The 18,900-nt window shown below is 57.2% G+C and carries 19 protein-coding genes; 6 read left to right on the plus strand and 13 right to left on the minus strand.

Annotated features, from left to right (window positions below; all coding sequences use genetic code 11):
• Nucleotides 1-5: 5 nt before the first annotated feature.
• The gene (locus J5J10_RS17510; protein WP_211930843.1) at nucleotides 6-749 is read right to left on the minus strand and encodes a lysophospholipid acyltransferase family protein; all 744 of its coding nucleotides are present in this window, start codon (nucleotides 747-749) and stop codon (nucleotides 6-8) included.
• 347 nt (nucleotides 750-1,096) lie between these two features.
• Between J5J10_RS17510 and J5J10_RS17515 the strand changes: the two genes are divergently transcribed.
• Entirely contained in the window at nucleotides 1,097-1,783 is a 687-nt protein-coding gene (locus J5J10_RS17515; protein ID WP_211930844.1) for a DUF1887 family CARF protein, read from the plus strand.
• 761 nt (nucleotides 1,784-2,544) lie between these two features.
• Here the strand turns inward: J5J10_RS17515 and J5J10_RS17520 are convergent.
• The 11 genes from J5J10_RS17520 to J5J10_RS17570 all read right to left on the minus strand — a co-directional run bounded on the left by J5J10_RS17520 (nucleotide 2,545) and on the right by J5J10_RS17570 (nucleotide 12,610).
• Nucleotides 2,545-3,738, minus strand: a complete 1,194-nt coding sequence (locus tag J5J10_RS17520; RefSeq protein ID WP_211930845.1) for a saccharopine dehydrogenase NADP-binding domain-containing protein — start codon at nucleotides 3,736-3,738, stop codon at nucleotides 2,545-2,547.
• 40 nt (nucleotides 3,739-3,778) lie between these two features.
• Entirely contained in the window at nucleotides 3,779-5,290 is a 1,512-nt protein-coding gene (locus J5J10_RS17525; RefSeq protein WP_211930846.1) for an aldehyde dehydrogenase family protein, read from the minus strand.
• Nucleotides 5,287-6,318 carry a phosphotransferase gene (locus tag J5J10_RS17530; protein ID WP_211930847.1) on the minus strand — a complete coding sequence of 344 codons (1,032 nt, stop codon included), beginning with the start codon at nucleotides 6,316-6,318 and terminating at the stop codon, nucleotides 5,287-5,289. The genes J5J10_RS17525 and J5J10_RS17530 overlap by 4 nt, the downstream gene beginning before the upstream one ends.
• A 28-nt stretch (nucleotides 6,319-6,346) precedes the next feature.
• Nucleotides 6,347-6,697, minus strand: coding sequence for a cupin domain-containing protein (locus J5J10_RS17535; protein WP_211930848.1), 351 nt, complete (start codon nucleotides 6,695-6,697; stop codon nucleotides 6,347-6,349).
• Between the two features lie 19 nt (nucleotides 6,698-6,716).
• The gene (locus J5J10_RS17540; RefSeq protein WP_211930849.1) at nucleotides 6,717-7,058 is read right to left on the minus strand and encodes a cupin domain-containing protein; all 342 of its coding nucleotides are present in this window, start codon (nucleotides 7,056-7,058) and stop codon (nucleotides 6,717-6,719) included.
• A gap of 11 nt (nucleotides 7,059-7,069) precedes the next feature.
• Complete coding sequence (locus J5J10_RS17545) at nucleotides 7,070-7,420, minus strand: cupin domain-containing protein (RefSeq protein WP_211931284.1); 351 nt, start codon at nucleotides 7,418-7,420, stop codon at nucleotides 7,070-7,072.
• 4 nt (nucleotides 7,421-7,424) lie between these two features.
• Nucleotides 7,425-8,720 carry a glycosyltransferase gene (locus J5J10_RS17550; RefSeq protein ID WP_211930850.1) on the minus strand — a complete coding sequence of 432 codons (1,296 nt, stop codon included), beginning with the start codon at nucleotides 8,718-8,720 and terminating at the stop codon, nucleotides 7,425-7,427.
• Nucleotides 8,721-8,735: 15 nt separating this feature from the next.
• On the minus strand, nucleotides 8,736-9,794 hold the full coding sequence (locus J5J10_RS17555) for an ABC transporter ATP-binding protein (protein WP_211930851.1): 1,059 nt from the start codon (nucleotides 9,792-9,794) through the stop codon (nucleotides 8,736-8,738).
• The gene (locus J5J10_RS17560) at nucleotides 9,791-10,570 is read right to left on the minus strand and encodes an ABC transporter permease (RefSeq protein WP_249116769.1); all 780 of its coding nucleotides are present in this window, start codon (nucleotides 10,568-10,570) and stop codon (nucleotides 9,791-9,793) included. Before J5J10_RS17560 ends, J5J10_RS17555 begins: the two co-directional genes overlap by 4 nt.
• Before the next feature lies 1 nt (nucleotide 10,571).
• Nucleotides 10,572-11,381 (minus strand): ABC transporter permease, encoded by an 810-nt coding sequence (locus tag J5J10_RS17565; protein WP_211930853.1) that lies wholly within the window; start codon nucleotides 11,379-11,381, stop codon nucleotides 10,572-10,574.
• 161 nt (nucleotides 11,382-11,542) lie between these two features.
• Nucleotides 11,543-12,610 carry a spermidine/putrescine ABC transporter substrate-binding protein gene (locus J5J10_RS17570; RefSeq protein WP_349252080.1) on the minus strand — a complete coding sequence of 356 codons (1,068 nt, stop codon included), beginning with the start codon at nucleotides 12,608-12,610 and terminating at the stop codon, nucleotides 11,543-11,545.
• Nucleotides 12,611-12,822: 212 nt separating this feature from the next.
• On the opposite strand from J5J10_RS17570, the gene J5J10_RS17575 reads away from it, so the two are divergent.
• Genes J5J10_RS17575 through J5J10_RS17585 form a run of 3 tightly spaced genes read left to right on the plus strand, consistent with a single transcriptional unit; the run spans nucleotide 12,823 to nucleotide 16,564 of the window.
• Complete coding sequence (locus J5J10_RS17575) at nucleotides 12,823-13,755, plus strand: GntR family transcriptional regulator (RefSeq protein WP_211930854.1); 933 nt, start codon at nucleotides 12,823-12,825, stop codon at nucleotides 13,753-13,755.
• Between the two features lie 16 nt (nucleotides 13,756-13,771).
• Nucleotides 13,772-15,070 (plus strand): glycosyltransferase, encoded by a 1,299-nt coding sequence (locus J5J10_RS17580; protein WP_211930855.1) that lies wholly within the window; start codon nucleotides 13,772-13,774, stop codon nucleotides 15,068-15,070.
• A gap of 18 nt (nucleotides 15,071-15,088) precedes the next feature.
• A complete protein-coding gene (locus J5J10_RS17585) occupies nucleotides 15,089-16,564 on the plus strand; it encodes an aldehyde dehydrogenase family protein (protein WP_211930856.1) in 1,476 nt (491 codons plus the stop codon).
• A gap of 28 nt (nucleotides 16,565-16,592) precedes the next feature.
• On the opposite strand, the gene J5J10_RS17590 is transcribed toward J5J10_RS17585, so the two are convergent.
• A complete protein-coding gene (locus J5J10_RS17590; protein ID WP_211930857.1) occupies nucleotides 16,593-16,826 on the minus strand; it encodes a hypothetical protein in 234 nt (77 codons plus the stop codon).
• Between the two features lie 188 nt (nucleotides 16,827-17,014).
• Between J5J10_RS17590 and recR the strand changes: the two genes are divergently transcribed.
• Both recR and J5J10_RS17600 read left to right on the plus strand, forming a co-directional pair.
• Complete coding sequence (gene recR / locus J5J10_RS17595; protein ID WP_211930858.1) at nucleotides 17,015-17,620, plus strand: recombination mediator RecR; 606 nt, start codon at nucleotides 17,015-17,017, stop codon at nucleotides 17,618-17,620.
• A 63-nt stretch (nucleotides 17,621-17,683) separates the two neighbouring features.
• Nucleotides 17,684-18,895, plus strand: coding sequence for a lytic murein transglycosylase (locus tag J5J10_RS17600; RefSeq protein ID WP_249116944.1), 1,212 nt, complete (start codon nucleotides 17,684-17,686; stop codon nucleotides 18,893-18,895).
• Nucleotides 18,896-18,900: the final 5 nt, after the last annotated feature.

Here is an 18,900-nt window from a genome sequence, read left to right on the forward strand (position 1 = left end):
ACACCCTATCCAAGAGCCCAACGCCAGTCGTCTTCGTTGAGTCGCTTGACCAATAAGAGTTTCTCCTCGTTGATTGACTGCTCGAGATGGTTCAGAAATTTTTCCGTCTGCATGCCAGGTTCAATTGTTTCTATGATCTTTAGCGTCACTGTACCATTGTACTTCATAGAATATTCGTCATTCCAGAAGCATCCGGAATTATGTGCAATGGTCAATGCCGGGATACCAAGCTTGCTATAAAGCGCCGCAACCCCAAAGTGGTACTTTTTAGTTTCATCTGGACCGCAGCGCGTTCCTTCTGGGAAAATCAAGATGCTGTGCCCCCTCTCGACAGCTTCGCTTGACTTAGAGAGAATTTCCGCCAATGCGGATCGGCCGGTCGAGCGGTCTATCAGTATCATGGGAAATTTCTTCATGTACCAACCGAAAATGGGAACTCTTGTGAGTTCTTTTTTTGCGACAAACGTAACGTTGGGTATCAATGTAACTAGAATAATTGTTTCCCACATTGATTGGTGGTTGCTGACTACAATGTATGGCCGCTTGTCGTCGGGGATGACTCCCTCAATGTTGTAACCTAATCCAATTATATTCTTTATGCCCCATGCTATTCCTTTAGCCCAAAATATAGAATACGCGCGGATCGCCCCCGCGTCATTCCAGAGCATTAGAATGGGTGTCGCAGCTCCTAAAAAGATGGTCCAGAGAACCATGAAAATGTCGAAAAGTTTTGAGCGCAGATACTGCATCTTTCACCAGTCTTATCGATTATGAACTCTCCGCTGATATGCGGAACACTCTCGAAAATTCCATAGACTATGCCGTGGTGCTATGGAAGTGGGGCGGTTGCGACCGCAGCCGGAGCATGCCTGCAAGTCGTCCTCAATTGATGTTCATCATGTGCCCCACTGCATTTGATGTTTCATCGCGCCGCGCTTGCGCTGCCCCGCGTTCGGCTTGCTGACTCACAATGCATGTGTCTTTCATGGGTCGACTCCTTAATTGTTCTATGCATCCTTATCCTTCGATTCAGACAACTACTGCGGTTTAGATGGCAAACGATTTACAGCAACTTCTTGCCCGATCAGGGTCGACCATGCGCTGGGTTGCTGTGGACTCGATGTCTGTGGCACGGCAGAGGAAGAGGATCACTAAAGACATTGCGTCCAATTACCCAGCGTTCGAAGGTCTGCGGGATACTTTGCTGGAGCGACGGGCGGTTAATCTGACTGCGGTACACTTGCAACTTCTAAATTCGATCGGCGAAATGGGTTTGGCCCAACACTCCGGTGGGAAATGGTATGTGGGTGACAATGCCGGCCGCAGATATCTCACTGGCGGATGGTTAGAAGAATACGTGGCGCTTGCGATCGAAGAAATAGGAGCGGATGAAGTTTTCATTGGCCAGAAGATAAGCTGGCGGGTCGGCGAGTTTGTTGGCGAGAATGAAATAGACGTCCTTGCCCGCTTCGGTGACAGGCTCTTCCTGTGTTCATGCAAAGCTTTAAAGTCCGTACTTTTGCCTGATGATGCCCGCACACGTGAGCGTTTGATGGATGCGCTGCACGAAGCCGACAATCTGGCCGACCATTTTGCGCCCTCCGGAGGGGTTGTCGCGCTCACAGTGACTACCGACCTTGTGGACGAGCGCCTGCGCTCAGCCCGCTATCAGCAACTTCACGGCAAGGCGGCAGTTTTAGGGGTAGGGTTGATTACGCTTGAACACATGCCTTGGGCGGCGCTCACTAGACGCCTGAACGCCTTACTTGTTGGCGATCTCTGAAGTCTATCAAACAGGAAATCTCCGCTCTGAATGGTTTGCGGACGACACTCTCTGTTCAGCCTCGCAACGAAGTAAAGTTACATGTGTTGAAATAATCCTGTCGCTAGTGTAGCTCAAACAGGGCAAGACACCGCGGTTTCCGGCTTGACCGGTTACGGTTGACACGAGCTAGGACGGTGTTCACGACGAAGTGTGTGAGCTGCCCATGAACGCTGGGAGGCTGATTTTCGGGAATTGCAAAAATAGCAGTTGGAAACTGTCGGCCGTAGCTGAGGCGCTATTAAAACGATCTAGGCCTGCATCGACGGCTGCATTGCTCGCTTGGCTGCTGATCCGCTCCTTGTCCGTAGTTTCCGGCTATGCAGCAACCCGATGGCGGCCGAACTTGTCTAAGGCGATACCGATGCCGAGGTGAAAGTCTGACGCGGGCTGGTTTGATCCAGTTTGTTCACTTGTGCCAGTTACATTTTACAGTGCTGATCTCCCGACAGGTTCACTCGGGGCCACTACAAGTCTCTGTGCAATCAGGCCCCCGCAACCAAACGCAAAAAATATCCCAGAGAAAACAAAACCAGAATGAGACCCGTCCAACAAGACGGTGACCCGTGGTCGCCAGCAGAGACGGCAGGCCGTCCTATTCCGGACGGTTTGACGCCGCCTGCGCAAGGAAGGCCATACTCCCTTAACCGCAGGCGAGGCTCGCGACAAAAAAGGTCCTACGTGGAGCTTCTTTCGTCTTGCGGGCATGAGGTTGCTATCTGTTAAAGCGCTTCCGAAGCCTTGTTAACGATGAACTTCCGTTTCCTCAACTCGGCAAAATAGGCTTTTACGTCGAAATACGACTCCGGCGCCCAAACGCCGGGCTTCCGGGTGTTTGCAAGAATCAATTGGGCCGCAATCGAGCCGTTCATTGATGTGCATGCGTCGACATAAGGGGCATACATTTCATCCGGGCGCACGACGACTTCGACGGTGACCCGCACAGCTTGACCGTTTTTTCGCCCTCGCCCAACGGCGAGGTGTATCTCGTGGCTTTCCTGCTCGGGCAGCCTCTGCGCATTCTTCTTTATATTGCGGTTGATGACCTTGTTGAGCACATCGAGCGGTCGGACGTGCACACCGTTAACCTCGACCGGTTCGTCGAAGTCACCGAATCCGGCCTTTACCAGTCCGACCCAGGCCTCGTGCTCGCGATGCGGCAGATGCAGCTTCCAGGAGAATTCCTGAATGCCCTTGTCCTTTATGCCCTCTGCTAGCGGCACGGTGAGCTGCTCGGAATGGGGTGAGTGCATGAATTCGCAGCGCCCCCAGGGTTCAGGTAGATCGAGGTATTCCCGCCCGCTCATCGGTGGGCAGGTGACGTGTTTGCCGTCGTAGAATTGTGTGCTCGGATGGGCATACTCAGCCAGGACCGTCGAAACGCTGTAAGGCGGGACGAGGATCGGGTTTTCATCGCCGACAAGCTCAGCGGCCCAGTAGAGATTGATCGCGTCGATCTCGTCCAGTTCGTCGGCAACTGCCCGGCAGATGACGTTTGACATGCCGGGATCGGCGCCTGCGCCAATGACGGCCGTCACCCCGGCAGCCTTGAACCGCTCGTGCTCGGCCAGTTGTTTGACGGTATAGGTGCCTAGGCCCCCGAGGTCGACATAGGCGACCTTCTCCTTGAGGGCTGCTTCGAAGATGGCCATCTGGAAGCCGAGCAGAGTCGGTACGCAATTGATGCAGATATCGGCTCCCGAGACGGCGCAACGCAGCGAACCCTCGTCACTGGCATTGAGCTCTACCAATTGGATGCGCCGATCCGCGAGTTCGGTTGCCAGCTCCGTCATCCGGACGCGATCAGCGTCACAGATGCGAATTGCCGAGATGTCGATGATGGTACGATCGGAAACAAGGTCGCGGACGATACCGGCGCCCATGAGGCCAGCCCCACCGAGAAGCGAAATGATCATTGCTGTGTCCTGACTTGATTGGATTGGGAACTATAAAGCTTCAGACGTGCTTGCGGCCGCCTGCCTCGTAGAACCAGTCGTCCGGGTAGGGATACCACCACCCCTGCCGCTCCGGTTTGTGATCGATGATCACCATCTTCGACCGACGGAACGTGTCGAGGCCGAGGCGCGAAAGTTCTCGACCGATACCTGATTTCTTCCAACCGCCGAAGGGCAGCGCGTCGTTGTCGATCAGCGGATTGTTGACCCAGACCATGCCGGCTTCTAGCCGTTCGGCCGCCTCGAGTGCTTCTTCGAGAGATGTGGTGAAGACCGAAGCGCCGAGGCCAAATTCGCTGTCGTTCGCCAACGTGACGGCTTGGTCGAAATCGGCGACGCGGCAGACTGCGGCAACAGGCCCAAAACACTCCTCCCGCATGATCGCCATCTCAGGCGTGCAGCCGGTCAGGATCGTCGGTTCATAGAACCATCCGACAGGTTCGGACGAAGGAATTCGTCCGCCGATCTCGATCCTGGCACCCTTCGCGACAGCATCCTCGACAAGCCGGATAACCTTCGCCCTCGCGGTTTCGGAAACGACCGGACCGATCTCGGCTTTGGAGAGCCCGTTCCCAATGCGAAGTCTCTTCGTTTCGGCGACGAACTTCTCGATGAACGCGTCGTGCACCGCATCAACGACGAAGAAGCGCTCGGCGGATGTGCACACCTGCCCTGACATATGAAACGCTGCTGTGACGGCGCCAGCGGCCGCGATGTCGAGGGGTGCGTTCGCCGTGATGATCATCGGGTCTGAGCCGCCCGCCTCTATGACCGCGGGCTTCATCTCGCCTGCAGCGGCCATGGCGACCGCCTTGCCGGCCGAAACCGAACCGGTGAACGCAATCGCATGGGTCTTTGGCGAATGGATAAGGCTCTGCGCCACGTTTGCGCCGCCGGGAAGGCAGGCGATCAAGCCTTCGGGCAGGTCGGCAAAAACCTCCATGAAAATTAGCGTCGAGAGCGTCGTGGCCAGCGCCGGCTTGATGATGCAGCCGTTTCCGGACGCAAGCGAGGCCGCAACCGTCCAGCACATGAGCAGGATCGGAAAGTTGAAGGGCATGATGTGAACGGAGACGCCCAAAGGTTCGTAGCGGGCATATTGGAACGAGCCGGCTTGTGTCGTTCCCGCGACCTTGCCGCCGTCATCGCGCGCCATCTCGGCGAAATAGCGAAAGGCACCGGCACAATTGGCAACTTCACCGATCGCTTCCGGATAGGGTTTGCCCATCTCGCGCGACATCGTCTCGGCACAAAACCGCATATCGGTAGCCTCGATGCGGTTTGCGATTCTATGAAGGGCTGTCGCCCTGCTTTTCGCATCGAGCTTTGCCCACGCCTTTTGCGCTACACCGACCATCTCCAGAACGGAAGCGATCTCCGCATCGGTGGTTTCAGCGAGCATGCCGACCTTATGAAGTGTGGCGGGATCGATGACCTCGACACGTTTCCCGGTGCTGGCCTTGTAGGTTGCGCCCGCGAAGTAGGCGGGCTTGCTGAGGTCAAATTCAGTCATGCAGTCTTTGCTTTCTCATAATCGCCGGAGACGGTCGGAATTGTCGGCTTGTGACTGGTCCAGTAGGGCAGCCGACTTTCCATCAACTCGCGAATATCATCGAGCCGGGCTTCATCGAGCGCCTTGCTCAGCTGGCGCTGGACGCGTGGAATGAAGACCAGGTAGCCATGCTTTCCGTCCCGTTTCGAAAGGCGCTCGAAATTACCAAGGATCTTCGTGTGTCGATGAGCCGCCAGAAGCCAATACTTGGCCATGAACGACGCCCTGTCGACCTTGGGGCGCGCCCTGAGATAGTGTTCCACGAGGTGTTGCTCGAGACCTGGCGAGAGATCGCGTCGGGCATCCTGGGTAAGCGACACCAGATCATAGGCGGCAGAGCCCAAAACGGCATCTTGGAAATCGAGAAGGCCGCACGCAGCGATGCCCGAACGTCCTTCGACCACCATCAGGTTATCAACGTGGAAATCGCGTAACACGAGTGTATCGCGGCAGCGGGCGACATCCCCCAGAACGCGGCCCCATTCGGCGAGAAATGCTTCCTCGAACGCGGTCGCGTCGAGCATCGGCTCGCATTGCGGAACATACCATTTGGTGAACATCTCCAGTTCTTCGAACAGCGCGGCGGTATCATATGGCGGGACGTCCGAAGGCCTTTGGCTTCCGTGATCGTGCAAGTGGACGAGCGCATCGACGGCAAGCTCGTAAAGTTCTTGCTCCGATCGCCCCTCTTGCAACAGTCGCGTGAAGGTCTGCGACCCAAAATCCTCCACCAACGCTAAACCTGCGGCAAAATCGACCGCATGGATTCGGGGCGCGGACAGCCCCAACCCGTTGAGGTGGCTGCTTATCGCCACGAACGACAACAAATCCCGGGCGTTCGGTGTCTCTTCCATTAGGAGAACGCCCCTGTTAGGGAGCCTGTAGTAGCGTCGTGCCGAAGCATCGCCGGCAAGAGGGACGGCCTCAGCTGGATCGTAGCCCTCGGCGGAAAGAAATGCGACGCGACGATGCGCTGCTTCGGAGAACATGGGACGCCTCGTGATATGGATCCGTCGATCAACGGATCATGTAGACCTTCTTGATCGTCTCATGGACTGTGCAAACACCCTTCCAGTCCTTCGGGAAGAAGGCGGCAGTATCTGGTGTGATCTCGATTACCTCTCCGGACTCGTGCACATAGGTGCTTCGTCCTTCGAGGAAATGACAGAATTCGTCCCGAGTGACGTGGCATTCCCACTTGCCAGGGGTGCAGATCCAAAGCCCGCATTCGCTCTCGCCGTTGGGCCCTTTGTGGATCAGTTTGCCCGACACGTGGCTGACCCCCTCGATCATCGTGGGAATCGTACCCCAGTCGACCAGATCGGACTGTTCGAGGGGGTTGCGCATGAGGGGGGCAGTTGTTGTCATGGGTGTTTCCTGTAGTTTTTCAGCGGCACATGAAGACCTTGGAGAGGGTCTTGGTGATAAGAGAACGACCGCTCCATCCCTTGGCGAAAAAGACGACCGAGCCTTTCTTCAAGGGGATGATTTCCCCGTCGTCGCGTACATAGGAGCCTTCACCGTCCAGGAAGAAGCAGAACTCATCATTTGCGAAGGTCACCGTCCGTTCGCCGGGCGTGCAGGACCAGATGCCGCATTCGCTCGATCCATCCTCTTTGACGGACAGAATCTTGCCACTCATGCGTGGGGACCCGGCGATCGCTGACTTGCTTTCGCCCCAGTCTTCCATTTCGACGATCCCGTGATCGGTCCAGTTGGGTGTCGACATCGCGCCGTCTCCTAGGCCAGCATGTAGATGTTGCGCATCGTCTCGATCACGTTGCATTCGCCTGCCCAGCCGGCCGGGAACATGACTGCCGTTCCGGGTCCAATTTCGATCACTTCGCCTCTATCGGACGTATAGACAGCCCTGCCTGCAACGAAGTGGCAGAATTCGTCTCTTGGGATCGAAAGCCGCCAGCGCCCGGGTGTGCAGACCCATATGCCGGTTTCGGGCTGGTTGTTCGGTCCCTTGAACAGAAGCCGGCCGGAGGACCTGGAGACGCCCTCGACCGCATCGGACTGGACGCCCCAATCGACAAGGTCATCGAAGGTGGTGGCGCCATGGATATGCGGCGCCGTCGATTTCAGCGTATCAGCCATTGAATTTCCCGCTCTTGACCAGTTCATCGAGAATGCCGGCGGCCTTTTGCGGACCGTTTTGGGCCTGCATGTGAGATGCGGTTGCCGAAAGTTTTGACTTCATCGCGGGATCGTTGATCATCTGGTCGAGCTTTGCTGCCAGGTCCGCGTCGGTCCAATCGTAGCGTGGCATCTTGAAGCCATGCCCTGTTTCATCCACCCGCGTTGCGTTGTCGTGGCCGTCCCAGACGTAAGGCATGATGATTGCCGGTTTGCCGAAATAGAGGCACTCGGTGAACGAGTTGTTGCCGCCGTGGTGGATCGCTGCGTCGATCTGCGGGATGACCGACGGCTGCGGGAACCAGCTTTCGATGATGACGTTATCAGGCACCGCTTCGTAGTGGTCCTTGTAGTCCCCGACATTGACGAGCGCGCGGTAGGGCAGCTTGCCGATGGTCGCGATAATGCGCTTCAGCAGTTCGGTGTCTCCCGCGCCGAGGCTGCCGAACGAGACGTAGATCAGCGGCTTGTCGTTGTTGGCCTTGAAGGTTGGTACCTCGTACGGTGCCTCCTTGCGCACGCAACCTTCGAGATATTGGAACTGGTTCGGAGACAGCGGATGCTCGCGCTCGAATTTGACGGGCTCCGGATAGAGCAGCAGGTTCATGAAGGGCGATGCCTCGAAGAACTGGCCGATCGGATAGGCCGCTTCTCCAGTTGAGGCGAGAAAGGCATTGAAGTCGTCATGGATTGGCTTGATGACCTCGTTGAATTTCGTGCGATAGGCCTCATGGCAAGCGTAATCCTTGGCGCCACAGCCCGACAGATGCGGCGGAATCTTCGGGTCCTCGATCTCATTCTCCGAGCAGGAGATGATACGCACCCACGGAGTGCCGTACTGCTTGATGGCGGGGAAAAGAATGACGTTGTCGACGCAGATCAGGTCCGGCTTGATTTTGGCCAGCACACCCGGAAGGTCCTTCTGTGCCCATTTGGCGCTGTCGACGATCGCCGTCCAGCAATCCTTCACGTAGTTCTCGATCTGGTCGTATGGGCTCTTGCGGAAGTTCGGAATGTGGCCGTTGATGAAGTCTTCCCAGAACTTCGCCATCTGCTCGGCCGGCATCGGTTCCGACAGGTTTACGGGATGGGCCTCGAAGCCGTAGCCTTCATAGACTGAAACGAAGCCGGGGTCGGACAGGAAGACAGCCCTGTGTCCGAGCGCTTCGACAGCCTGGGCTATGCCGACCGAGTTCAATGCCGGCCCGAAGGCCGCCTCAGGAAAAAATGCGATCGTTTTTTGCGACATCGGGCTCCCCTTTTCTTAGTTTCTGTAAATACGGCACTTGGCCGGGTCTATTACCAGGACAATCGTGTCGCCGATTGTATGTGGCGCAGCTGTGTCGGCCGCGACGCGAACCTGAAGTGGCACGTCGGAAGCGGTGGTCTTCACGTGGAGGACGCGGTCGAGACCGTGATAGGCAACATCGATAATCACGCCGTTCAGGCCTTCTCCCGATGTCGAAAGCCGGATGTTTTCCGGCCGCACTGCAAGGCTGACCGCGCCTTCGGCTTCGGCGCCGAGACCAAGGCTGAAACCGGCAGCCTCAAATCGGCCGCCGGTATCGATGTGACCGTCTATGAAGTTCATTACGCCGATGAAATTCGCGACGAAACGATCTCCCGGCTTCTCATAGACCTCTTCTGGAGAGCCGCATTGCAGAAGCTTTCCGTCCCTCAGAATCGCCATGCGGTCGGCCATGACGAGCGCTTCCTCCTGATCGTGTGTTACGATGATGAACGTAATGCCGACCTCGTGCTGCAGGCGCTTGAGTTCCAGCTGCATTCGTTCACGCAGTTTCTTGTCGAGTGCTCCGAGGGGTTCGTCGAGAAGCAGGACCTTCGGTCGCTTTATCAGCGCGCGAGCGAGAGCGACGCGCTGGCGTTGGCCGCCCGAAAGCTGTTCCGGCTTCCGGTTCGCAAATTGCGTCAGGTCGGTGACTGTCATGATCTCATCGACGCGGCGGTCGATCTCATTTTTGCTAAGCCTTTCCATTTCCAGGCCGTAAGCAAGGTTCTTGGCGACGGTCATGTGTGGAAAGAGCGCGTAGGATTGAAACATCAGGTTCAACGGGCGCTTTTCGGGCGGCAAGGGAGCGATATCCGTTCCTTCGAGCAGGATGCGTCCGCCCGTAGGGTTCTCGAACCCTGCGAGCATGCGTAGAAGCGTGGTCTTCCCGCAGCCCGACGGACCGAGGAGCGCGAAGAACTCGTTCTTGCGGATATCGAGCGATACGCCATCGACGGCCATGACAGGACCGAAGCTTTTGCGCAGGCCATCTATCTTCAGGATCGTCTCATTTGTGGAGCGGCTGTCCGTCATTGCATCTGTTCTTTGTTGAGCCATTGGGAGATGAGCAGTGCGGTGGCGCTGACACACATGACGATCGTCGCGAGCGCGTTGATCTCAGGGGTGATCCCGAAGCGGATCATCGAGTAGATCTGGATCGGCAGGGTGATAGAGGATCGTCCGGCGCCAGCGGTAAAGAAAGCGATGATGAACTCGTCCACGGAAAGCGTGAAGGCGAGCAACGCTCCTGCCACGATTGCGGGCAGAAGGACCGGAAAGGTGACGCGCCAGAACGTGGTCCAGCCGGAGGCTCCAAGATCGCGTGAGGCCTCGACGATCGAATAGTCGAAATTCTTCAGCCTTGCCCGCACGACCGAGCATACGAAGGCGAGGTCGAAAATGACGTGGCTGATGATGATGGTATGCAGCCCGAGCGTCAGGTTCAGTCGGGAGAAGAACGAAAGCAGTGCCACAGCGAGCACGATGTCCGGTATCACCATGGGCGCGAAGGCGAGTGCCTCCAGGCCATTGCTTTTACGGCGTCGTGCCTCCATGCCGATTGCCAGCATCGTACCCAGCGCGGTCGAAATTAGCGTCGCGAAGATGGCGACGATGAGGGTGTTCCATGCGGCACGGAGGATCTCCGCATTGCGGAAGAGCTCACCGTACCATTTGGTCGAGAAGCCCGACCAGGTGGTCGGCAACCCAGCCTCATTGAAAGATAGCATCACGAGCACAGCAATCGGCAGGTAGAGGAAGCTGAAGACGAGGACCAGAACCAGTCGGCCCGGAAGACGCGAATTGGTCATCTCACACATCCTTCCCGCCGGCCCGCTCGCCACTTGCGTGAGCTGTTGCCTTTGCCTGGAACATCAACAGCGCGACCATGATCGCGATCAGCGCCATGCCGAGCGCGGCTCCGAAGGGCCAGTCATTTGCCGTCAGGAACTGGTCGTAGACCACATTGCCGATCATCTGGAAGCGCCCCCCACCAAGCAGGGCGGGCGTCACGAAATTGCCTATCGAGAGAACGAAGACGAAGACACCACCTGCAGCAACGCCGGGCAGGGTTAGCGGCAGGGTCACGCGGAAAAAGGTTCGGAATGGCCCGGCGCCGAGGTCGCGAGAGGCTTCCATCAGTTCGGGGTTTAGGCGCGACAGCGTCGAGTAGATCGCGAGAATAACAAATGGCAGGTAGTTATAGACAAGCCCGACGATGACTGCACCTTCGGTGTAAAGAAGCGACAGCGGCTCTCCATTATATCCGAACTGGCGCAGGAGATTGTTGAACAGGCCTTCCCGGTTCAACAGCACGATCCAGGCATAGGTCCGGATCAGATAGTTCGACCAGAACGGTAAAACGGCAAAGAACAGCAGCATCGGCTGGCGCGTCCGCGGCGCTCTGCTTATCGCATAGGCGGCAGGGTAAGCGATCAGGATCGCGAGGAGCGTTGCAAGACCGGCGATGCGGGCCGATGTCAGAAAGATCTTGGCGTAAAGGGGGTCGGCAACCCGGACGAAGTTTTCAAGATTGAAATTATACTCGATGCCACCCCAGACGCCGCGCTCAAAGAAGGCATAGCTCAGGATCAACACGCATGGCGCTACCATGAAGGCCATCAGCCAGCCTAAGGCCGGCGCAGCAATCAGGTTCGGTCTGTTCGCCTGGTATGACACGAAAGGGACGCCTCTGGGATTAGCTCAGTGCGGCAGCAAAGCGAGGATAATCATAAGTACAGGGAACAGGCCGCCTTCCATCGAGAAGACGGCCTGGGTCAGGCTCAGTTCGCAGCCTTGATTTCGCTGACGATGCGCGAGTAATCCCTTTGAGCATTGCCCAAGTCGCGCAACAGTTCGTACTTAGTAAGCTCTTCCGGCGTCATCGCCATGTTCGGGTATTGCTCGAACAGGGCCTTGTCCAGGCTGTCCATTGCAGCCTTGTTGGGCACCTTGTAGAGGATGTTCTCGGCGGCCCAGGCATGGTTTTCGGCGGCCAGGACGAAGTTGATGAACTGCATCGCCTTGTCCTTGTTCTCCGAATTCTTCATCACGACGATGGTGTCGATCCAAAGGTCGGAGCCCTCTTTCGGCACGACATACTTAATGTCTGCATTTTCGCCGATACCGTAATTGCACCAGCCGTCCCACGCGTGCACGAGCGAAGCCTCGCCGGAAACGAGTTTGGAGTAGAACGTGGTGTCGTCGTAGGCGAGAAGCGTCTTCTTTGCCTCGATCAGAAGCTTTTTGACTTCTTCCAGCTTCGCCGGATCCGTTTCGTTGACGGAATATCCCTTCGCGAGTTCCCCGGCCGCCATCAGCCAGCGGTCGGTCGCGAGCATTGTGGTTTTGCCCTTGAGGTCATCCGCCGGTTGCAGCAGGTTCATCCAGCTGTCCGGAGCGGTCTTAACGAGATCGGAGCGATAGCAAAGCCCGGTAGAGCCCCAGGTGTAGGGAACTGAATAGGCGTTGCCCGGGTCGTAGGCCAGATTAGACGCCTCAGGATAGAGGTTGGCGATGTTCGGAATTGCTGTCTTGTCGAGTGGCTCCGCGAGACCTTGGGCATTGAGGATTTCGGCGAACGGCGAGGAGACGAACACGATGTCGTATCCCTTGCCTTGGCTCGCCATAAGCTTTCCCATGATTTCTTCGTTGGTGGCGTGGTTGACCACCTCAATCTCGATACCGGTCGCCGCCTTGAAGGTGTCGGCGATGTCGGGCGCCATGTAGCCGTCCCAGTTCGAGATAACCAGATCTGCTGCCTGGGCAGCCTGCAGGCTGCCAAGAACGAATACGCTCGCCATGAATTGCGTGCTCGCGGCCTTGAGCACGGAAAGGTCTTTCGCTTTCACGGAAAACTCCCTTGTTTCGTTTGTTCCAACCTCTTCGGCGATGCCGCTTCGCACGGTCGTTTTCCGCCTTTCCATAAACGGTACTATTTTTTAAAAAAATACGTCAATAGGGATTCTCACCTTTTGCGAATTTGGCGAAAATTGGATATTGGTGGCTTGCTTAAAGCTACGTATCTCGTCACGTTGTGCTTGGAACTCAGGAACGGAGCATCATGGCAACGGATCAGCGGCGCCCGCATCACCGCCATGTCGAATTGGCGCAAAAAGTACTGGATATCGCCATTGAGCGGGGAATGTCGCCGGGAGAGCGTCTTGCGGAGCAGGCGATAGCGTCGCTTTGCAATGTGTCTAGGACGCCTGTTCGCAAAGCGTTCCAGATACTTGCTGATCGTGGATTGCTGACCGCGGATAGTGAGGGTGGCTATGTCCTTGCTGCCGACCCCGTCGCTATCACGAGGCTCGATGATGCTGAGGGCCGCGAAGCGGAGGCCGACCTCTCAGGTGCCATACTCCGTGACCTGGCGGCCGGTCGAATTCCTGAGATCCAGACAGTCGCGGCACTTCAGCGACGCTATGCGGTGTCGCGTCTGGCGGTACAAAACGCGCTAATTAAGCTGTCGGAGGACAATCTCGCAGAGCGGGGCGCCGGTCAGCAGTGGGTGCTCAAGCAATTTGCAGTGAGTGCTGAGGCAGCGGTTAAAAGCTACGAGTATCGGCTGGTCATGGAGCCGATGGCGTTGACTTTGCCCGATTTCAAGCGTGACACATCCGCCTTGATGTCGTTGAGGCAGTCGATGCTTCTTCTCAAGGGTATGGATGAGTTCAATTTCGACCGTCGCCTGTTTGAGCGGACGGATCTCGATTTTCACATGTTGGTGGCCAGGGGCTGCGGAAACCCCTTTGTGGCGGAAGCCCTTGCTAGCCACCATCGGCGGCGCCGCGCTCTCCCCCAAGTGGTTCACATAAACAACTATCGACTGATGCAATCGAATATTGAACATATGCAGATACTCGAGCAGATCGAGCGGGGACAGATGGAACTTGCCGCCAATTTGATGCGAGTCCATATACAGCTTTCACAGACGCAGAAGCCCCGAATCGCGGGCCGTGGCGTCCCTCCCGCCTTCAAGCTCGTATCGCGCTAACTGCTGCGAAGATCCTATGGTACAGCCCAAGACCATCGCCCTCTTTCCTGAAGCGAGCTTCGGCGCGGCCCTGAATTGCGTGGGCATCGCTCAGGAATTGCGTCGGCTTGGCGCGCGGCCAGTGTTCATCTGCCATCCCGGCTTCAGCGGTGTTTTTTCGGAGTACGGCTTTCCGGAGTATCAACTTGAGGATGCCGGCCCGACCGGCCCGACCGACTGGAACGATTTCATTTCCAAACATCAGGACGCATTTCGTCAGTCGCCGTTCGATCAGTTGGAATCCTATGTCGGTCCGACCTGGGATGCGATCGTCGATACCGCGATCCGGGCGGAGGAACCCCTTCGGCAGCTTCTGTCCCGTTTGAAGCCGGATGCTATCGTTCTCGACAACGTCGTCATGTTTCCCGCGATCGCGAATTTCGGGGTGCCATGGGTTCGGATTGTTTCTTGCGCCGAGACCGAGATCGGCGACCCTCTCGTTCCACCCTATCTTTCAGGTTGTGCCGAGACGCGGGATCAGGAATGGGATCGCTTTACCGTGACGTATGAGAAGGTTACGGCGCCTGCGCACAGACGCTTCGTGGCCTTTTTGCAGGAGTGCGGACTGAAATCGCCAGCGGCTGGATCGTTTCTGGATCCTTCGCCGTGGCTTAATCTCCTGCTCGCACCAGACATCATTCGGCACCAACGACAACAGCAGCTGGATCCGCAGAAATTTGTATTCCTTAACGGTTGCGTGCGTCAGGAGGCGGCGTGGCTGCCTCCGCGATTTGCGAGCCACAACGAGGCACCGCTTGTTTTAACGAGTTTCGGGTCTCTCGGCGCTATGGATGTCGACATGATGAAGCGGATGATCGGCGTGTTCGAGACGCTGCCGTTTCGCTTTCTTGTGAATGCTGGCCACTGGCGCGACGACTATGCCCAAGTGCCGGACAACGTCTTCATTGATAGTTGGTTTCCGCAGCCCTCCGTGGTCGCCCAGTCGGGACTGTTCATTCATCACGGCGGCAACAACAGCTTCTGCGAGGCACTTTATTTCGGCGTCCCATCCCTCATCATGCCCTATTGCTGGGACGGACATGACAACGCGCGTCGCGCTGAGGAGACGGGCGTGGGTCTTAGCCTCGGCCGCTACGACTGGGACGAAGCGGCACTTGGAACAGCAATATGTAAACTGCTCAAGGACGTCCCGATGCGGGAACGTCTCAAGGCGAATGCCGCGTTGATGCAGCAGGCTGAGGGCACCAAGAAAGCTGCCACGTCAATCATGGGACTTTTTGAGAAAAGCAGAATGCCGGAGCAGAAAGCCGGCTGATCCAGAAGGGAAAAGGGTATGCGGGACAAGCTTTTCATCGACGGAAAATGGGTGGCGCCCGTCAAAGGGGGACACTTCCCGGTCATCAATCCGGCAACCGAAGAAATCTTTGCTCATGCTCCGGCTGGTACCGCCGAAGACATTGATTTGGCCGTCGCAGCTGCGCGCCGGGCATTTGATTCCGGACCGTGGCCCAGGATGTCGGGCACCGAGCGCGCCCGGTACATGAGGGCGATCTCCGAAAAGATACTCGAGCGCAAGCTGGATCTTGGGCGGCTCGAAGTAATGGACAACGGCAAGCCATTGCCCGAAGCCGTCTGGGATATGGAAGATACAGCCGGTTGCTTCGCATTCTATGCGGGCCTCGCCGAAGAACTCGACAGCAATTCCGAAGAGGCTGTCTCTCTGGCGGAGCCGCGATTTTCCTCCAAGGTCGTGCGCGAGCCTGTTGGCGTTGCCGGTGCCATTATTCCGTGGAACTATCCCCTGTTGATGGCGTCATGGAAGGTCGCGCCGGCACTCGCGGCCGGGTGTACGATGGTGCTGAAGCCCTCCGAACTCACGCCGCTGACAGCCTTGGAACTTGCGGCGATCGCCGAAGAGGTCGGTCTCCCGGCGGGTGTACTGAATATCGTCACCGGATATGGGGCCGACGCCGGGCAACCGCTTTCCGAACATCCCGGCGTCGACAAGCTGGCGTTTACCGGATCTGTGCCGACTGGCTCAAAAATCATGCAAGCCGCGGCCCGCGATATCAAGAACGTCAGCCTGGAGTTGGGCGGCAAGTCGCCCTTCGTCGTGTTCGCCGACAGCGACATCGACAAAGCAGTCGAATGGATCATGTTCGGTATCTTCTGGAACCAAGGACAGGTCTGCTCGGCGACCTCCCGGGTTCTAGTCGAGGAAAGCATTTATCCTCGTCTGATGGAACGGCTGATCGCCGAAACGGCAAGGATCAGCATCGGCAACGGTCTCGACGATGGCATCCTGCTTGGTCCTCTCGTTTCGAAAGGACAGCATGACAAGGTTCTGGCGATGATCGGTCGCGGTTTGAGCGAGGGAGCCAAGGTCGCGCATGGCGGCAAACGCCCGGTTGGGCTTGATAGAGGCTACTTCCTGGAGCCGACGATCCTGACGGACATGGACGAAGACAATTTTGTCTGGCGCGAGGAGATCTTCGGTCCGGTGGTTTGCGTCAAGCCATTCAAGGATGAGGCCGATGCTATCCGCATGGCCAACGATAGCCGGTTTGGCCTGGCCGCTGCCGTGATGTCGAAGGACAAGCAGCGCTGTGAGCGGGTCGCCCGCGCCTTCCGCGCCGGCATCATTTGGATAAATTGTTCGCAGCCGACATTCACGGAAGCACCGTGGGGCGGCTACAAACAGTCCGGTATCGGCAGGGAACTCGGTAAATGGGGTCTCTCGAATTACCTCGAAGTGAAGCAGATCACTTCGTTCGACAGTGATGAGCCGTGGGGCTGGTATATAAAGTGACCAAAAAGCCGAAGAGCGGGTATGGCCGTCAATCTTGATCCCGCTCTTCGGCTTCGCTCGGTAATGAGTTCTCTGCGATCCGCCGATCGTACATGATGAGCAGTTCGTAAGCGGCGTAGCCGGCGGCGGCAAAGAAAACGATCGCCCATCCAACGGCGTTGTTGGAAAGTTCCACGAGGCCCCAGGCGGCCGGCAGCAGCACGGTCAGCCATCGGCGCCAAGCCGGTTTAAAGAATGGATGTTTCGGATCGAGAATCTGCACGGTCAGTCCTTCCTGGGTGATGACATGACGTATTCCGGAAACGCCATCGGAGTCAAAAAATGCCGAATGACGAAGTCATCTTTCGAGACGCTCACCTTGACCCCAGGGTTAATAGCGGTGCCCTTATTTCGACAGTCGACGTTTCTTAGGAGATTCCGTAAAGGAACGATATCGGTTAAAAGCGCCCAATGGCAAAACGAGTCACCGGTCCCGAAATCGAAAAACTGATCCAGCTTCTGGCCAAGGTGCCTGGGCTTGGACCGCGATCCGCACGACGCGCGGCGCTGCACCTGATCAAGAAGAAAGACCAGCTGATGGGCCCTTTGGCGAGAGCCATGGGTGAGGCTCATGACAAGGTGAAGGTGTGTTCGAGGTGCGGGAATGTCGATACGATCGACCCCTGTACCGTCTGCACCGACGATCGCCGCGACCAGTCTGTCGTCATCGTGGTGGAGGACGTTTCCGATCTCTGGGCGCTTGAGCGCGCAGGCGCGATGAACGCCGCCTATCATGTTCTTGGTGGGACGCTGTCGCCGCTCGAAGGTGTTGGTCCCGAAGATCTGAACATCCGGACTCTGGTTGACCGGGCCGCCGAAGGTGACGTTCGCGAGGTGATCATAGCGGTCAATGCGACGATCGAAGGACAGACCACTGCCCACTACATCATCGATCAGTTGGCCGGACTGGACGTCATGATCACTCGTCTTGCCCACGGCGTTCCCGTTGGTGGCGAACTCGATTATCTCGATGAGGGTACGCTATCAGCGGCCTTGCGGGCCAGAACGACGATCTGACTGTAAGGTCGAAAAAGAACAGACGGAGGAGATGCCATGCGTCGTCTGCTGTTGACTGCCGTCATGATTTTCATCTGGTTGTCCGGTTCTTCTTTCGCCGTAGACCGGGCATCGGTCGAGCGGCAGTTCCAAGACTGGGTAAAGATCGATCTGTGGCTGATGGCGCAGAAGGCCGGGATCAGCCGTGGTGGCTTTGACGATGCAACCGCCCGACTCACTCTCAATTGGGATCTTCCCGATCTGGTTCCGCCCGGGACGAGCCCACCGAAGGAGCGCAAGCAGACTCAGGCGGAGTTTTCGTCGCCGGGAAGCTACTTTTCCGAGAAGCGACTCCAGGGGCTGGCGGCGACAGGCAGGCGGCTTGCCGGTCAACATGCTGCGACCTTGAGGAAGATTGAGTCGGCATACGGTGTACCCGGTGAGATCGTGGTCGCTATCTGGGGACGCGAATCCGGTTTTGGCCAGGCGAAGCTTCCCTACCCGGCACTGGAGGTCTTGGCGACGAAGGCATTTATGTCAACGAGAAAAGACCTCTTCCTCCGAGAGCTGATTTCGGCCCTGCATATTATTGATGGCGGCGATATCGCGGCCTCAAAAATGTATGGATCCTGGGCGGGTGCGCTTGGACAGCCACAGTTCCTGCCGACGAGTTTTCTGAAGTACGCAGTTGATTTCGATGGCGACGGGCATCGTGACATCTGGACCTCGGTGCCGGACAGCTTGGCCTCCATAGCAAACTACTTGGCAAAGAGCGGGTGGCAGAGTGGCCGGGACTGGGGTTTCGAAGTCCGCATCCCGCCTGGGGTGACCTGTGCGCAGGAGGGGCCAGATCGGACGAAGCCGTTGTCGGTATGGTCATCGGAAGGCATAACCCGCTTATCGGGAAAACCTTTCCCGAAGAGCGAGACAGATCGGGACTTTATGATGCTGGTTCCGGCAGGAACGCATGGTCCTGAGTTTCTGGTGACGTCGAACTTCTACGTCCTCAAGGAATACAACAATTCGGATCTTTATGCCCTGTTCATAGGCAATCTCGCGGATCGCATCGCGTATGGCAGCGGTGCTTTTGGCGCCTCGTGGGGCGATGTCGGCAAAATGCTGCGCTCAGACGTGCTTGCCATGCAGAAGGCGCTTGTCGCGGCAGGATATGACGTCGGCAATGTCGACGGACTTCCAGGTTACAAGACGCGACGCTCTCTTGGAGATTGGCAAAGCCGTAACGGCATGCAGCCCACCTGTTTTCCTGATGCCGGGCTGAAAGCAAAACTGCGTTGAGGGCC

Origin of the sequence: Ciceribacter sp. L1K23 (assembly GCF_018122705.1) — a bacterium.
Classification (GTDB): Bacteria; Pseudomonadota; Alphaproteobacteria; order Rhizobiales; family Rhizobiaceae; genus Allorhizobium.

Bases quoted from the DNA above. Each gene is read 5' to 3' on its own strand.
- J5J10_RS17530 (WP_211930847.1), bottom strand. From the start codon at position 6,318: ATGTTCTCCGAAGCAGCGCATCGTCGCGTCGCATTTCTTTCCGCCGAG.
- J5J10_RS17550 (WP_211930850.1), bottom strand. From the start codon at position 8,720: ATGTCGCAAAAAACGATCGCATTTTTTCCTGAGGCGGCCTTCGGGCCG.
- recR (WP_211930858.1), top strand. From the start codon at position 17,015: ATGGCAAAACGAGTCACCGGTCCCGAAATCGAAAAACTGATCCAGCTT.
- J5J10_RS17580 (WP_211930855.1), top strand. From the start codon at position 13,772: ATGGTACAGCCCAAGACCATCGCCCTCTTTCCTGAAGCGAGCTTCGGC.
- J5J10_RS17575 (WP_211930854.1), top strand. From the start codon at position 12,823: ATGGCAACGGATCAGCGGCGCCCGCATCACCGCCATGTCGAATTGGCG.
- J5J10_RS17535 (WP_211930848.1), bottom strand. From the start codon at position 6,697: ATGACAACAACTGCCCCCCTCATGCGCAACCCCCTCGAACAGTCCGAT.
- J5J10_RS17565 (WP_211930853.1), bottom strand. From the start codon at position 11,381: ATGGCCTTCATGGTAGCGCCATGCGTGTTGATCCTGAGCTATGCCTTC.
- J5J10_RS17520 (WP_211930845.1), bottom strand. From the start codon at position 3,738: ATGATCATTTCGCTTCTCGGTGGGGCTGGCCTCATGGGCGCCGGTATC.
- J5J10_RS17555 (WP_211930851.1), bottom strand. From the start codon at position 9,794: ATGACGGACAGCCGCTCCACAAATGAGACGATCCTGAAGATAGATGGC.
- J5J10_RS17540 (WP_211930849.1), bottom strand. From the start codon at position 7,058: ATGTCGACACCCAACTGGACCGATCACGGGATCGTCGAAATGGAAGAC.
- J5J10_RS17600 (WP_249116944.1), top strand. From the start codon at position 17,684: ATGATTTTCATCTGGTTGTCCGGTTCTTCTTTCGCCGTAGACCGGGCA.
- J5J10_RS17510 (WP_211930843.1), bottom strand. From the start codon at position 749: ATGCAGTATCTGCGCTCAAAACTTTTCGACATTTTCATGGTTCTCTGG.
- J5J10_RS17560 (WP_249116769.1), bottom strand. From the start codon at position 10,570: ATGACCAATTCGCGTCTTCCGGGCCGACTGGTTCTGGTCCTCGTCTTC.
- J5J10_RS17525 (WP_211930846.1), bottom strand. From the start codon at position 5,290: ATGACTGAATTTGACCTCAGCAAGCCCGCCTACTTCGCGGGCGCAACC.
- J5J10_RS17515 (WP_211930844.1), top strand. From the start codon at position 1,097: ATGCGCTGGGTTGCTGTGGACTCGATGTCTGTGGCACGGCAGAGGAAG.
- J5J10_RS17585 (WP_211930856.1), top strand. From the start codon at position 15,089: ATGCGGGACAAGCTTTTCATCGACGGAAAATGGGTGGCGCCCGTCAAA.